The sequence below is a fragment of the Ruegeria sp. AF3 genome, assembly GCF_056536285.1.
This window is the reverse complement of record NZ_JBQFJM010000001.1, coordinates 427790-442613: the sequence shown is the minus strand read 5'-3', so window position 1 is coordinate 442613 and position 14824 is coordinate 427790. Positions and strand designations below refer to the sequence as shown.

Annotated in this window: 11 protein-coding genes; 3 read left to right on the top strand and 8 right to left on the bottom strand. The window is 57.5% G+C overall.

The features are described from left to right. Positions 1-150 precede the first annotated feature (150 nt). Positions 151-723: a lipid-binding SYLF domain-containing protein gene (locus ACR3FC_RS02165; RefSeq protein ID WP_480473050.1), complete on the bottom strand. Its 573-nt coding sequence runs from the start codon at positions 721-723 to the stop codon at positions 151-153. 143 nt (positions 724-866) lie between these two features. Next, positions 867-1865 (bottom strand): porphobilinogen synthase, encoded by a 999-nt coding sequence (hemB, locus tag ACR3FC_RS02160; RefSeq protein ID WP_480473048.1) that lies wholly within the window; start codon positions 1863-1865, stop codon positions 867-869. Between the two features lie 119 nt (positions 1866-1984). On the opposite strand from hemB, the gene ACR3FC_RS02155 reads away from it, so the two are divergent. Together ACR3FC_RS02155 and mfd are read left to right on the top strand one after the other, a co-directional pair. Continuing rightward, positions 1985-2509 (top strand): component of SufBCD complex, encoded by a 525-nt coding sequence (locus tag ACR3FC_RS02155; protein WP_480473046.1) that lies wholly within the window; start codon positions 1985-1987, stop codon positions 2507-2509. 21 nt (positions 2510-2530) lie between these two features. Then, positions 2531-5995 (top strand): transcription-repair coupling factor, encoded by a 3465-nt coding sequence (gene mfd, locus ACR3FC_RS02150; protein WP_480473044.1) that lies wholly within the window; start codon positions 2531-2533, stop codon positions 5993-5995. 138 nt (positions 5996-6133) lie between these two features. Here the strand turns inward: mfd and ACR3FC_RS02145 are convergent, their stop codons facing one another. The 4 genes from ACR3FC_RS02145 to ACR3FC_RS02130 form a co-directional block, all read right to left on the bottom strand. Continuing rightward, positions 6134-7792 carry a tetratricopeptide repeat protein gene (locus ACR3FC_RS02145; protein ID WP_480473042.1) on the bottom strand — a complete coding sequence of 553 codons (1659 nt, stop codon included), beginning with the start codon at positions 7790-7792 and terminating at the stop codon, positions 6134-6136. Between the two features lie 58 nt (positions 7793-7850). After that, positions 7851-9059, bottom strand: coding sequence for a multidrug effflux MFS transporter (locus ACR3FC_RS02140; RefSeq protein ID WP_480473040.1), 1209 nt, complete (start codon positions 9057-9059; stop codon positions 7851-7853). A 76-nt stretch (positions 9060-9135) separates the two neighbouring features. Further along, positions 9136-9795: a DsbA family oxidoreductase gene (locus ACR3FC_RS02135; protein ID WP_480473038.1), complete on the bottom strand. Its 660-nt coding sequence runs from the start codon at positions 9793-9795 to the stop codon at positions 9136-9138. Further along, on the bottom strand, positions 9792-11309 hold the full coding sequence (locus ACR3FC_RS02130) for a class I adenylate-forming enzyme family protein (RefSeq protein ID WP_480473036.1): 1518 nt from the start codon (positions 11307-11309) through the stop codon (positions 9792-9794). The genes ACR3FC_RS02135 and ACR3FC_RS02130 overlap by 4 nt, the downstream gene beginning before the upstream one ends. A 65-nt stretch (positions 11310-11374) precedes the next feature. Between ACR3FC_RS02130 and ACR3FC_RS02125 the strand changes: the two genes are divergently transcribed. Beyond that, positions 11375-11998 carry a helix-turn-helix domain-containing protein gene (locus ACR3FC_RS02125; RefSeq protein WP_209503779.1) on the top strand — a complete coding sequence of 208 codons (624 nt, stop codon included), beginning with the start codon at positions 11375-11377 and terminating at the stop codon, positions 11996-11998. Here ACR3FC_RS02125 and ACR3FC_RS02120 read toward each other — a convergent pair. Both ACR3FC_RS02120 and ACR3FC_RS02115 read right to left on the bottom strand, forming a co-directional pair. Beyond that, positions 11987-12226 (bottom strand): hypothetical protein, encoded by a 240-nt coding sequence (locus ACR3FC_RS02120; protein ID WP_480473034.1) that lies wholly within the window; start codon positions 12224-12226, stop codon positions 11987-11989. The two genes, ACR3FC_RS02125 and ACR3FC_RS02120, sit on opposite strands and share 12 nt — an antisense overlap. A gap of 553 nt (positions 12227-12779) precedes the next feature. Next, complete coding sequence (locus ACR3FC_RS02115) at positions 12780-14597, bottom strand: extracellular solute-binding protein (RefSeq protein ID WP_480473032.1); 1818 nt, start codon at positions 14595-14597, stop codon at positions 12780-12782. Between the last annotated feature and the right edge of the window lie 227 nt (positions 14598-14824).

Genomic DNA, 14824 nt, shown 5'->3' with positions numbered 1-14824 from the left:
TAGTACATGAAGGTTGCGCGGAGATTAGTGGATGGCGGGTCCAACCGAAAGAGGAACGCGGCGAGAACCTGCGCGGAAAGGATGAAAACAAACACCCCACCGCAGCATTCCGCTGTGATGGGGTTTGTCAGAAGAAGTGGGAAGCCCGAATTATGGGATAATTCGGGTATATTTCGTGCCTTCCACGGTCGCACCGATCTGAAGCCCAGCCTGTCCGAAGATGGCAGCCAGAACGGGCGATCGCAATGTCGTTGTGTCTGTCGACACGGAATCGCCCTGATCGCTGACCACATAGCCAATATCTGCTCCGGCTGTCCAACCACTGGAACGACGGAAATCGTTCAGGGCGTCTTCGGTCATGAAAAACAGGACATGCGCATATTGCTGCGCGCCGATCTGTAGCCCGGCCGTGCCCTTGACCGCCGAGTAGAAGTCAACTGTTGCACCGCTGATGCGCAGCGCGCCGCGGCCGTAACCGCCACCGAACACGAAACCGGCTTCGGTAATCAGCGGCATGACCAGCATGCCGTTGGCCTTGTTCGCAATTTCAACCGTGTTGGGATAGCGGCTGTACATCTCGGTCAGCGTGGCGTCGACACGGGCATCGATTGTTGCTGCGTTGGAATTGCCGACGCCGTTGCCACAGGCGGCGGTCAAGCTCAGACCTGCCATGCCCAAGGCAAAGCCGCGACGATTCAGTCGGGGGGAATTGGAACTGCTCATGGTTTTTTATCTCTGTAACTGTGCCTGAAATGCCGGGTGATCCCGGTCTTGGCGGCAAGGATACGCCGATCAGGGCGATGTGTCACGGGAAAGCTGCCCGATCGGGAAATCTTATCGGCGAAATATCGCGAAACTTGCGGGCTTTATCCCTGCAGGATGCGCGCAACCTGAGGAGAGAAATAGGTCAGAATTCCATCGCATCCGGCGCGTTTGAAGGCCAGAAGGCTTTCCAGCATCACCTTCTCGCCATCGATCCAGCCGTTCTGGGCTGCAGCCTGAATCATCGCGTATTCGCCCGATACCTGATAGGCATATGTCGGCGCACCGAAATTGTCTTTCACGCGGCGGCAGATATCCAGATAAGGCATGCCCGGCTTGATCATCACCATATCGGCGCCTTCAGTCAGATCGCGTTCGATCAGGCGCAGGGCCTCGTCCGAGTTCGCGGGGTCCATCTGGTAGGTCTTTTTGTCGCCCGTCAGGGCCCCCGATGCACCGACCGCGTCGCGGAAGGGTCCGTAGAACGCACTGGCATATTTGGCGGCATAGCTGAGGATCATCACGTTGTGATGGCCCGCACGTTCCAGCGCGCGACGCATTTCCCCGATCCGGCCGTCCATCATATCCGACGGGCCGATGATATCCGCACCGGCGTCTGCCTGTGCCAGCGTCATCTTTACCAGCGCCTCGACGGTCTGGTCGTTCACGATTTCTCCGTCAACGACATATCCGTCGTGGCCGTTGATGTTATACGGGTCAAGCGCCACATCCGTCATTACGGCGACGTCTGGGGCCGCCGCCTTGATTGCCCGGATGGCCCGGTTGGACAGGTTGTCGGGGTTCCATGCCTCGGCGCAGTCTTCGGTTTTCAGCGCAGGGTCGGTGTAGGGAAAGATGCAAATTGCAGGAATCCCAAGGGCCTGGGCCTCGACCGCCGCTTTGGCAATCAGGTCAACCGATCTGCGAACCACACCAGGCATCGAGGGCACGGGCTCTTCAATACCTTCGCCATCGCGCACGAAAACCGGCCAGATCAGGTCATCCGTTGTCAGAGTGTTCTCACGCACCAGCGCACGAATTGCCTGTGATTGACGGGCTCGGCGAAAGCGGGTCATGGGAAATGGGGCAATGGTCGGTTTCATGGCGCGTTCTCCTTGAACATTCGTGCATTGGGTGGCATGAATTCACAAAGGTCTCAAGGGTATCAATGGACGCGCGCCTAGATGGAACCCCCCTGAGTAGTGCGAATAAAGGGTTGGGTTTGGACTGGTACTCTTCGATCTTTGAACTCATCGACATGCGCAGCTTTTCGAATCTGTGGTTCTGGATCGTACTGGCGGTACTCTGGTCGTCGGCCAGCCACTGGGTGATGGGCATCCCATATGATCTGGTTGTTCGTGCCCGCCGGATCGGAGGTCAGGTCGAAACCGATCTGCTCGACATCGTTCGCATCCATACAAATCGGATTCTGCTGATCGTCGACATGTCTGGCACCATCCTTTTGGCGTTTGGGTGTTTTCTGTTCACCGGGATGGCCACGCTTGGGTTTTATTATGATGTCGAATTCGCGCAGGCCCTGTTTTTGCTTTTGTTCCCACTGACCTTGGTGCTTTTGATGAATATCGTGCATGCAAGGCGTCTCCGGCGGCGGGAATTGACACTCGAAACTGTCTCGAAAACGATTTCCCGCTGCCGTCTGTATACCCAGATCATCGGCATGATCTCGATACTGGTCACTTCGTTCTGGGGCATGTATCAGAACCTTTCGATTGGCGTTCTGGGATAGAAGATTCTGAAAGGCGAGGCGATGAAGGCTCCGAACCACGTGACAGTTGGCGGCGCCCCCGAAGGGTTTGACGCGCAGCTGGTGCTGAACGAGATCGCCCGCAGCACGGGGCCGGTGGCCCATGTCGCACGCGATGACAAGCGGATGGAAGCGATGCGCGCTGCACTGGCGTTTTTTGCGCCTCAGATGCCTGTCTTTGTGTTTCCGGGTTGGGATTGCCTTCCTTATGACCGGGTCTCGCCTAATGCGGATATCTCGGCGGCGCGCGTCGCAACTCTGGCGGCGCTGGTCCACCAGATGCCCCAACAGTATGTATTACTGACCACGCTGAACGCCGCGACCCAACGCGTCCCGGCACGGGAGGTTTTGCGAGAGGCGGCGTTTACCGCCCGAGTTGGCCATCGCATAGATGATACCGCGCTGCGAAACTTTCTGGTGCGCATGGGGTTCACCCAAAGTCCAACGGTAATGGAACCCGGCGATTATGCCATCCGTGGAGGCATCATCGACATCTTCCCTCCGGGAGAGGCGGGCCCGGTACGACTGGATCTGTTCGGTGACGTTCTGGACGGTGCGCGCCGCTTTGATCCAGCGTCCCAGCGAACAACCGAAAAGCTGGACATCGTTGAACTTGCACCGGTGTCCGAAGTCATCCTGGACGAGGCCGCCATAACCCGGTTCCGTCAGAACTATCGCATCGAGTTTGGTGCCGCCGGTACGGATGACCCTTTGTATGAGGCCGTAAGCGCAGGCCGCAAACATCAGGGGATCGAACACTGGCTGCCGTTCTTCCACGAAAAACTTGAGACACTGTTCGACTACTTGCCGGATGCGGTGATCACTGTCGATGATCAGGTGACGCCCGCGCGTCTGGCGCGTTGGGATACGATTGCCGATCAGTACGAAACCCGGCGACTGGCGCTGGAAAACCGATCCCGCATGGACACGGTCTATAAACCCACACCTCCGGAGTTGTTGTATCTTGACGATACCGCCTGGGAGGCGGCTGTCGCGGATCGTCGGGTTTTGCAGTTCAGCCCGCTGCCGCAAGCCTCTGGCCCCGGTGTCATCGACGCGGGTGGACGCATCGGGCGCAACTTTGCGCCGGAACGCCAGCAGGAAAGCATCAGCCTGTTCGGCGCTTTGGCCAGTCACATCACTGCAAAGCTCGACAAAGGACCGGTACTGATCGCCTCATATTCCGATGGCGCGCGGGAACGCCTGACCGGCTTGATCGAAGACGAAGGGCTGGCCGAGGCGATACATGTGGCCAACGGCACCCGCATTGGAAAACGCGGCTTGCACCTTGCCGTCTGGGCGTTGGAGCACGGGTTCGAAACTCCTGATCTAACGGTGATTGCTGAACAGGATGTGCTGGGCGACCGGCTGATCCGTCAGCCCAAAAAGCGCCGCAAGTCCGAGAACTTTCTGACCGAAACCCAATCGCTCAGCCCCGGTGATCTGGTTGTTCACGTGGATCACGGTATAGGTCGTTACATGGGAATGGAGGTCGTCACCGCAGCCGGTGCCGCCCATGAATGCCTGTTACTGGAATATGCCGAGCAGGCAAAGCTGTACCTGCCGGTCGAAAACATAGAATTGCTGTCGAAATACGGCCACGACGAAGGTCTGCTGGACCGTCTGGGTGGCGGTGCATGGCAGGCAAAGAAGGCCAAGCTGAAAGAGCGCATCCGCGAGATGGCGGATAAGCTGATCCGCATCGCCGCTGAACGTGCATTACGTAAAGCCCCGGTCATGGATCCACCGCCCCACGCGTGGGAGGAATTCAGCGCGCGATTCCCATATCAGGAAACCGAAGACCAGTTGCGGGCGATCTCGGATGTGATGGAGGACATCCATTCCGGCGCGCCGATGGATCGTCTGATCTGCGGTGATGTCGGATTTGGAAAGACCGAGGTTGCCATGCGTGCCGCATTTGTCGCCGCCATGTCGGGCGTTCAGGTTGCGGTTGTGGCACCCACGACCCTGCTGGCCCGCCAGCATGCCGCGAGTTTCAGGGAACGCTTTCGGGGGTTCCCGCTGGAGGTCCGGCAATTGTCACGCTTTGTTTCGGCGAAAGAAGCCCAGCAAACCCGTGACGGTCTGGCCCGCGGGACAGTGGACATCGTGATCGGAACGCACGCGCTTTTGGCCAAGAACATACGGTTCAACAATTTGGGGCTTCTGATCATCGACGAGGAACAGCATTTTGGCGTGGGTCATAAGGAACGGCTGAAACAGCTGCGCTCAGACATTCACGTGCTGACCCTGACCGCGACACCGATCCCGCGAACGCTGCAACTGTCGTTGACCGGCGTGCGCGATTTGTCGATTATCGGCACGCCTCCAATCGACCGACTGGCGATCCGTACCTATGTCAGCGAGTTCGATGCCGTTACAATCCGAGAAGCGCTGCTGCGTGAACACTATCGTGGGGGGCAGAGTTTCTATGTTGTACCGCGCATCTCGGACCTGCCTGAGATCGAAGAATTTCTGAAAAATCAACTGCCTGAGCTCACTTACGTGGTTGCCCATGGCCAGATGGCAGCGGGTGAGCTCGATGATCGGATGAACGCGTTTTATGACGGGAAATTCGACGTGCTGCTGGCCACAACCATTGTCGAAAGCGGGCTGGACATCCCGACCGCAAACACGATGGTCGTGCACCGTGCGGACATGTTTGGCCTTGCCCAGCTCTATCAGATCCGGGGTCGCGTTGGGCGCTCGAAAACCCGTGCCTATGCTTACCTGACCACCAAACCGCGCCAAAAACTGACCGCTGCCGCCGAAAAACGCCTGCGTGTTCTGGGCTCGCTGGACACGTTGGGGGCCGGGTTCACTCTGGCCTCGCAGGATCTTGACATTCGTGGTGCGGGCAACCTGTTGGGTGAAGAACAATCCGGCCAGATGCGCGATGTGGGCTATGAGCTTTACCAATCCATGCTGGAAGAGGCGATTGCCAAGATCAAAGCCGGCGAGATGGAGGGGTTGTCGGATGCGGACGATCAATGGGCTCCGCAGATCAATCTGGGTGTGCCGGTTCTGATCCCTGAGAACTATGTACCAGATCTGGATGTGCGCTTGGGGCTCTATCGCCGCCTGTCGTCACTGTCGACAAAGGTCGAACTGGAGGGCTTTGCTGCGGAATTGATCGACCGTTTTGGCAAATTGCCGAAAGAGGTGAATACCTTGATGCTGGTTGTGCGGATCAAGGCCATGTGTAAACGCGCCGGGATCGCAAAGCTCGACGGTGGGCCGAAAGGTGCGACCATCCAGTTCCACAATGACAAATTCGCCTCGCCGCAGGGACTGGTTGAGTTCATTCAAAATCAACGTGGTATGGCCAAGGTCAAAGACAACAAGATCGTCGTGCGCCGGGACTGGAAAAAAGACAATGACAAGATCAAAGGGGCTTTTGCAATTGCCCGGGATCTCGCTGAAAAAGTGGTCGCGGCGCAAAAAAGGTCAAAGCAGGTTGAGATGTGAGAGGGGGCTCTGCCCCCGCTGCGCGTTCCGCGCATCTCCCCCGGGATATATATGGCCAGATGAAGAAGCGGATCCCTGCTTCATCTGGCTAAAAATATCCCCGCCGGAGGCATCGTGCGTCAGCACGATCAGGACACTTTAGCTACGCATTGCCGCCTGCGCGCAGAAGCAGGACGCAGCCACCATGCGGTCGGCACGGGCCAATGCCAGGTCAAGCCGTTGTTTGATCTGCAGGACTTCGACCTGTTCGCTGCGTGCCTTGAGGCAATCGTAAAGGCCCTTCAAACTCCAGACGTTGTCAGGATGTATCGAGGCGCGACTTAACGTACCGCCCAAGCCCAGATCTTCACGATAGGCGTCTTCAGCTACGGCCAGCCGTCCTTGTTCGTAAAGAAGCGCCCCAAGCGCGTGGCGGGTGGGCTGCATCCATCCCCAGGGTTCGTCATAGGGCAAAGTATCGTCCAGCTCGACCGAGCGGCGCAGATGGGCAAACGCGATTTCAAAGTTGCCCTTGCGGTACTCGATCTCACCGCGCAGCATTTCCCGCGCAATTTCCAGCAGGTCAATCACACGGTTGTTGTGCAGCCTACGTGTTTCCGGAACGCATTCTTTGGCGGCAAGAAACAGATTTTCTTCGGCCTCGGCATTGGCGATTTCACCGGTTGCTGCATGAGCGATGGCGCGCGCGTAGTGTGTCGTGGCCGTCAGGGTGCGGAACAGGTCTGGGTCTGAGGGCAGTTCCAGTGCCTTAGCCTCGTCCCAGCGGCCAAACCGGATCAGGATGTGAGGGCCCATGGACATGTAGCTTTCGAAGTAATCGGCCATCGGGGGGCTTTCGATGCGCAGCAATTCTTCGGGTGTTGTATCCCACAATCCCTGATTGGCACGTAGGGCCGGTTCCATCTGTCCAAGAAAAAGCGCACCGTAGATGGCAAAGTGATAATTGTGCTGGCGATAGCCTGTGTAAATGTTGAACGCGCCTTCGCGTTCGTAATATTTCAGGTCGGCTTCCGAGGCTTTTTCGTTCCAGTGCACAACGTTGTGGTAATGTCCGCAGAGCACATCGATATGTGTCGGCATATGTACCAAGTGGCCTGCATCTGGAACCAATGTGCGAAGGACATCCCCTGCTTTCAGGGCTTTTTCTGGTGTTGGAGACATCTCCATCAGATGAACATAGAGGTGCAGCAGGCCCGGGTGTGACATCGCAGCCGGATCGTTCGCCATGGCCCATTCAAGCGCATCTTGCGCTTCCTTCGTTGCCGCGCCCTGGGCGGGTTGGCCCGTTTTCAGATCCCACATCTTCCATGGCGTCAGGTTCAGCAGCGCTTCGACATAGATGGTACGCAAGTCGAGGTGGTCCGGGTGCGCCGCAAATGCCGCGCGCATCGCTTCGGCAAAACCGTGGTCCCATTGGTGCATGTCCTGAACCGGATCACGTTGCGGGTAACGCGCAAGCAGGGCCTGAATCAGGGCCTGTTCGACGGCAGTGCACCCTGCGAGCAGACCAAGGGCTTTTTGCATCGCGTCGTAAGCCTGTGCCAGCGCTTCTTCCTGACCCTTCTCATCCAGCAGGTCCCACGGGAGGTTGTAATTGGGACCGGCTGCATAGGCGACACCCCAATGGGCCATTGCGCAATTCGGATCATGCTCGGCCGCGCGTTGAAAACAGGCTACCGCCTCTTCGTGATTGTAGCCGTATGTCCAGTTCAGCCCGCGGTCGAACCACAGCTGAGCTTCGGGGCTGGAAGTGGAAACCGGGCAGGAATAGCTGCCCAGATCGTAGTAATCGTTCATCACAGTTCCTCCCCCTAAGTTCGGGGTAGGATAGCGTGTTTCACCCGAGATTCACAGGTCAGGCTGGCAGCCGTTCTTCGATGCGACCCATGTGGATCATCAGGCCAAACGACAGCACGCACATACTCAGAATGCCAATTGTCAACGGCGCGATGGATCCGTTGAACAGAAGCCCGATCGGCGCGGCGATTGCTGCAGCCATTACTGTTGAGATCGACCCGACAACTGAAGCGGCCATGCCTGCGATGTGGCCCATGGGCTCCATGGCAATGGCATTCAGATTGCCGATGGTTACACCAGCCATGAAAAAGACCATCGTCTGCCAGAAGACAAACAGGGCAAATGACATATCGGGCGAAAGGTTCGCCATGTTCAGGATGATGACGACAGACGTGATGGCTATCTGCGCGCCGAAGGCGAATGTGACCATCCGGCGCATCCCGACGCGCACTACCAAAGCCGCGTTCAAAAGGCTGGCCGAACCTGACATCAGGGCGACAAATCCGAACCAGAAGGGAAAGCTGTCGGCCCGATCATGGATCACATCATAGACCGGTTGCACCATAGTCAGCATGGTGAACAAGGTCCCCATGCACAAGGTCTGCACGAAGATAGACAAGCGCACGGTGGGATGGGCAAACATTTCGTTCACGGCCGCAATCATCAGGGGCAGGCGAAAGGGGCGGCGGTTCTCGACGGCCAGGGACTCGGGCAGTCGTGTACTCACCCAAAAAAGGACGAACAGCGCGAACAGGATAAAGGACATGAATATCCCGCGCCAGCCGAAAAGGGCGATAACACCAGCGCCCAGCATCGGGGCCGCTGCTGGTACCAAAGTGAAGATCATCATAGCGATTGAGATGATGCGCGCCATTTCCCGGCCTGAATACAGGTCACGGATGATGGCCATTGCCACCACACGTGGTCCGGCAGCGCCCAGACCCTGTACAACGCGCGCAATCAGCACCAGTTCCAGCGAAGAACTGGCCCAGGCAACAGCCGAAGCCGCAATGTACAATAGCGCGCCGCAAAAGATCACCGGCTTGCGTCCCAGCGCATCCGATAGCGGGCCAGTAAAGAATGTACCGATACCCATTCCCAGAACGAAGGACGTCAGAATCAGTTGGGCGCGATTGACATCATCGGGGCTGAGCTGCGCGCCGATTTCGGGCAGGGCAGGCAGCATTGAATCGATCGAAAACGCGATAGTGGCGAACATCATTGCGATCAGCGCAATGAATTCCGCCTTCGACATGCGGTTGGCCATGAAGCACTCCTAACCTGTTCGCGCTATCATGGTGAGTCAGGTTAGACCAGACTGGAAATTCGCACAGACCTCTGTGCTATTCTGCGGGGGAAGCCTCAAGTTGAGACATAATTTCGGCGATCACTTTCTCCCACATTTCAGGTGGTTGAGCACCCGGAACGGCATGTTGATTGGCAACAATATAGGTCGGGACCGAACTGACGCCCATTTCGCGAGAATGAGTATCACGGTTGCGAATATCCTCGCGGTCGGCGTCGGATTTCAACAGCTTCATGACCACTGCGGCGTCCATTCCGGCACTGTCTGCGATGTCGGACAGGACTTCGGGGTCGCCGATGTCTCGGGCCTGAACAAAATAGGCATCGAACAGCGCATCCACAACGGCATTCTGTTTGCCTTCGATCCCCGCCCAATGGATCAGGCGATGTGCATCCAGTGTATTAGGTGTGCGTTTCATGCCTTCAAAGTCAATCTTCAGACCGGCGCTTTCAGCATGTTCAACCACCGGCGCATAAGCACGCACGGCACCATCTTTGCCGCCGAACTTGCGTTCCAGATATTCGCGACGATCCATACCTGCGTCCGGCATATCAGGGTTCAACTGAAACGGATGCCATTCGATGACAAAAGGGTGGTCCGGCACATTGGCCAGTGCTTTGTCGAGATGCGTTTTACCGATATAGCACCACGGACAGATCGGATCGGACAGGATGTCGAGCTTGACGGTCTGGGTCATGTGGCTGGTGCCTCGAAATAGGCCGGCAACGCCCGGCGCAGGAGTTTGCCATTGCCGCCGGTTGGTAGCGCAGACAGGTGGATGAAGGCGCGTGGTTGTTTATAACGTGCCAGGTTTGCCTCGACATAGGCGCGCAAGGCCGCATCGTCCAGCTTTTCCGGGCCGGTATAGAAGGCTGCTATCACAAATGTGTCCGGTTTGACCTCGACCGCAGCTGCACCGACCTGCGTGATACCGGGAAAACGGGACAGGGCGGCTTCGACCTCGACCGGGGATACGCGGTAACCACCGGCATTCATCATGTCGTCGTCCCGGCCCAGATAACTGACCTGGCCGTCCACTGCCATTGCCCCCTGATCTCCGGTCAGGAACCATTCGCCCTGCATCCGGGTTTCAACTTCATCGGGTGCGTTGAGGTAGGTCAGCAACAATCCGGGGTCAGACCGATGAATGGCGATGGTACCTTCTTGCCCCTGCGGCACCGGGCCGTCCGGGCCCAGAATGGCCACGCGACGACCCGGTTGCGGGTGCCCCAATGCGTCGCCGAGCGCGGGGTGGGCCGGGCTTGAGGATATGAAAGTCGAGCATTCGGACATGCCGTAGGCTTCGAACAGTTCCGTACCGGTGGCGCTTAGCCATTTCTCGTGCAGAGCGCGCGAAAGCTTTTCCCCAGCGCATAAACCGTGGCGCAGGTCAGGTAAGCTGATTTGCTCATACTCTTGCACCAATTTGCGAAAGACCCCTGGTGCCGCCGCAAAGATGGTTGCACGATGCTGGTGGAGCAGAGCAGGCAGGGCGGTGATGTCCGTGCCCGGTTCCGGGATCAAGGCGGTTGCGCCGATGGTCCACGGGTCCATCAACCCGGTGCCAAGTGTATAGGTCCAGTTGAACGCTCCGGCGTGACACAGCCGATCGGACGCGCGCAGACCATACCAGCCATCGACCATCATCTGCCGCGCCCAGATTGCCCGATGCGCGTGGGCCACGGCACGCGGACTGCCCGACGTTCCCGAGGTGTAGACGACATATGCCATACGCTCGGGGTCGCCCAGTTCAAAGCTGGCAGGGGGCAAATGGTGCATAGCCTTCAGTTCATCCAACTCGATCTGTCTGGGATGAGGCGCGCATGAGACAGCGGGATCACGAAGAACCGCGGCTGGGGACAGATCGTCGATCATTCTGGCGGTTTCGGGTTCCGTCAGTTGCGACGATGTGGGCACCGGAATGATACCCACTGAAATCGCCCCCAGATAGGCAATCGGGAAATCCACCGTATTGCCGAGCCGCATCAGAACGATTTCGCCGGGTGTCAGACCTGCTTGCAGCAATCCTGCGCCAGTGCCCAGTACGGCGGATTGCAGGTCGCGATAGGTCCAGTCCAGCGCGCCGTGGGGCATTAATACCGACAAAGCCACTTTATCAGGGACCTGATCCGCGCGGCCAAGGACGTGCGCTGCCAGATTGAAGGGTGCAGGGCAGGGCGCGGGCGCCCCCTGATCGAAGACAGATAACATGGCCATTGGCTAACGCGGTGTCTGGCGCGTTGCAAGCGCGGCTGGCCAAGCCTATAGAGAATGGCATGAGCACCCAAGATCCCAAATCCCTGATCCGAATTGCCCGCGATTCCGGCGATCACACCGAAGTTGAACCGCTGGACCTTGGCGCGCGCGTGCGCGAATTGCGAAAAGCGCGGAAATGGACGCTGGAGCAGGCCGCCAGTCAGGCCGGTTTGGCCCGTTCGACGCTCAGCAAGATTGAGAACGGGCAGATGTCACCTACCTATGACGCGCTCAAAAAGCTTGCGGTTGGGTTGGAAATCTCGGTTCCTCAGCTTTTCACACCGCCGCAGCGGGACCAGGTCATCGGACGGATGGCGATTACCCGGATGGGCGAAGGGGCGGCCCACGCGACAACGACCTACGAGCATGAGTTGCTGGCCGAAACCCTGACCAAGAAACACATGCTGCCCTACCGCGCGCGGGTTCGGGCACGGTCCATGGACGAATTCGACGGCTGGGTGCGCCACGATGGCGAAGAGTTCATGTATGTTCTAACCGGTGTTGTCCGGCTCTATACCGAGTTTTATGAGCCGGTCGAAATGCGCAGGGGTGACAGCGCCTATTACGATGGCAGCATGGGCCATAACGTAATCTCCGTCAGTGACGAAGACGCGACAATCCTTTGGGTCACATCACTTGCTTAGCGACGCGCGGCAGAATTCTCTGTTCAGGCCTTCGGTGAACAGGAAGTCTTCGACCTCTTCATGAGCTTCGTTCATGGTTAACTGGTGACGCTCGGCCAGATAGGCTTCGAACCCTTTACGATCTTGTGATACGCGCATCATGTCTTGGTCACGCAAATTCGGAAAACGCCGCTTTGCACGTGCGTAGGCCGCATTCCAGTCTTGTGTCAAATCCGTCCAGTTCATCATGTATGAGCTTTCCTTATGTAGCGATTAGGACTGCTCTCCCCTCCTTAGGGTACGTAATGGGTGCCGTAAGGGAAGACATGACAAAATGTCGCAGCATGTCACTGCATTCCTTTTACAAGATTGTGCCTCTGCAATAGCTGCCGCAACAGGGCGGCGGGCTTGAAATTATTCAAAGTACCTACGGATCAGGAGACCTGTTTGTTGCGGCACCGGGAAATCCCGGCGAGCAGATTGTAAAGGCGATCTCGATCTTTGGGCTACGTCTAAATATTTCGATTCAATGTAGCTTTTAGTGTTGGCCAAAGCAGGCCGAAGGCCCGTCTCATGGGATCATCCGGCGTCCGATATGGCCTGCATGTGGTGCTGCGATTTGTCGTGGCCAAACGTATACCTGAATGTGATGGCAATGTGCTGATTTCCGCCGACAGGCGTGGTTTTCATGGGCCAATCGGGCAGGAAGAGCAAAGGAATCGTGTATTTCAAGGCGTCCGCCAACACTCCGCGGTGAACAGCCGGTGTTGTACAAAACCCGGCTGCCCTGATGTTCATGTGACTACCCGGCGACGTACCACCACACTTCCGGCATGTATTGCGGTCCATCGCCATAGATTGGCACAGTGTCGGGGAACCTGAGCTCGCGTATGTGGGCAATCCGCCCGACATCAAAACTCCAGATCGGGATGACATAGCGACCGGCCGTCAGAACCCGGTCAAGCGCGCGGGTTGCCGCGGTGAAATCTTCACGTGTTTCCGAGGCAAGCATGGCGTCAATCATCGCATCAACAGCGGGCGAGGCCACGCCCATCAGGTTGCGTGTGCCGGGTGTGTCCGCGTTCTCGCTTCCCCAATACAAACGCTGTTCATTGCCGGGAGACAGTGAAAGAGCACGCCGGAAAGGCGTAACATCAAAATCCAGTTCCCCAGTGCGCCCGACATACTGCGCGTTGTCGACCTGTTCCGTCGTAACCTGAATGCCAAGCCGTTCCAGAGCGCGGGAATAAATCTCGACCACCGACGCCATCTCGCTGTCACCCTGCTGCAGCAAGACCGTCATTTTGAACGGGTCACCATTCGTGTTGCGCAAGACTCCGTCCTGAACGGTCCAACCCGCTTCGGTCAACAGTTTGGTGGCTTTGCGAATATTTGCGCGGTTGCGGGCTGAACCGTCGCCCTTCGGCAGTTCATACCCTTCCAGCGTGCCGGGGATCAGATCCGAGGCAAAGGGTTCCAGCAGGGCTTTTACCTGCCCTTGGGCCGGTCCGGGCTGCATGGCCAGGTCCGAGCCTGAAAAGTAGGACGTGATCCTTGGCTGCGCCCCACCAGTGATCGTGTCGTTGATGAACTCGAAGTTGAAGGCCAGCGTCATGGCCTCGCGAACGCGCCAGTCGTCGAACGGGGCTTTGCGGGTATTCATCACGAACCCGGTCATGCCTGACGGTTTGCCATGCGGGATCTCGGTCTTGATGACATCGCCGCGTTGAACGGCGGGGAAGCTGTATTGCGTGTCCCATTTGTCGCCGTTGAACTCACGCACCGCTGATAGCTCGCCGGCTTTGAAGGCCTCGAACAGGACGCTGCCGTCGCCGTAGAACTCGATCCGCATTTCATCCAGATTCATGGTGCCGCGACGGAACGGGATATCCTGCCCCCAATACTCAGGGTTGCGACGAAGGTTCACATAGCGCCCCGCCTCGTAGCTTTCGATCACATAGGGGCCGGTTCCGATTGGGACATCGTGCAAGGCGGCGTCGGCAAATTTCTTGTCCTTCCACTGCGCCTTTTGGAGGACCGGACGCATCCCTGCGAGCAGGGCAAGTTCGCGATCCGGCACGTTGAAAGTAATCCGAACCGAACGCGGGCCGGTCTGTTCGATCCTGTCGATTTTGTCCCAAAAACCGCGATAGCGCAGATGCCCCTGAGTGCCGAGCGTCTCGTATGACCAGATCACGTCGTCAATCGTGACCGGGCTGCCGTCGGAAAACCGGGCCTCTTCCCGCAGGGTAAATTCAACCCATGACCGGTCGGGAGCCGTCTCAACTGATTCGGCTAACAGCCCGTAAAGTGTGAAAGGTTCGTCCCAGGATCGCCCCATCAGGCTTTCATGGGTCCAAAATGGCAATTGCCAGGGCGAGGTGCCTTTTTGCAAAAACGGGTTCAGGCTGTTATAGCCGCCAGTATTTCCGAAAACGACTTTGCCGCCTTTGGGCGCATCGGGGTTGGCATAGGGTAGGGACACAAAATCCGGTGGTAGGGCCGGGTCTCCATACATAGCTATGCCATGAGACGATTCTGCATGGGCGGACGAGATCATGAAAATGCTGGCGATTCCCGCCGCAAGTGGTCGAAACGGTCGGAGAAAATCCGGGCTCATTTTGGAAACAATCCTGCTCTGGCCTTATTTTGTTAGGATTCACCGTAGTGATGATTTTTCATATTATCAAACTTTTAGCTTGGACGAAGGCGTGGAATTGCTTATAAAGGATGCACTGCTCGATAGGTTTCTTGCCTGTATGAAACCTGCCTCAATAACTTAACGCCCGCTTCGTGCGGGCGTTTTTTTGGCTGCTTGAGAAGTGTCAGGCTGGGATTTCAGACCAG

Coding starts and splice junctions, on each gene's coding strand:
- ACR3FC_RS02165 (WP_480473050.1), bottom strand. CDS start 723: ATGAGCAGTTCCAATTCCCCCCGACTGAATCGTCGCGGCTTTGCCTTG.
- hemB (WP_480473048.1), bottom strand. CDS start 1,865: ATGAAACCGACCATTGCCCCATTTCCCATGACCCGCTTTCGCCGAGCC.
- mfd (WP_480473044.1), top strand. CDS start 2,531: ATGAAGGCTCCGAACCACGTGACAGTTGGCGGCGCCCCCGAAGGGTTT.
- ACR3FC_RS02145 (WP_480473042.1), bottom strand. CDS start 7,792: ATGAACGATTACTACGATCTGGGCAGCTATTCCTGCCCGGTTTCCACT.
- ACR3FC_RS02140 (WP_480473040.1), bottom strand. CDS start 9,059: ATGGCCAACCGCATGTCGAAGGCGGAATTCATTGCGCTGATCGCAATG.
- ACR3FC_RS02135 (WP_480473038.1), bottom strand. CDS start 9,795: ATGACCCAGACCGTCAAGCTCGACATCCTGTCCGATCCGATCTGTCCG.
- ACR3FC_RS02130 (WP_480473036.1), bottom strand. CDS start 11,309: ATGTTATCTGTCTTCGATCAGGGGGCGCCCGCGCCCTGCCCTGCACCC.
- ACR3FC_RS02125 (WP_209503779.1), top strand. CDS start 11,375: ATGAGCACCCAAGATCCCAAATCCCTGATCCGAATTGCCCGCGATTCC.
- ACR3FC_RS02120 (WP_480473034.1), bottom strand. CDS start 12,226: ATGATGAACTGGACGGATTTGACACAAGACTGGAATGCGGCCTACGCA.
- ACR3FC_RS02115 (WP_480473032.1), bottom strand. CDS start 14,597: ATGAGCCCGGATTTTCTCCGACCGTTTCGACCACTTGCGGCGGGAATC.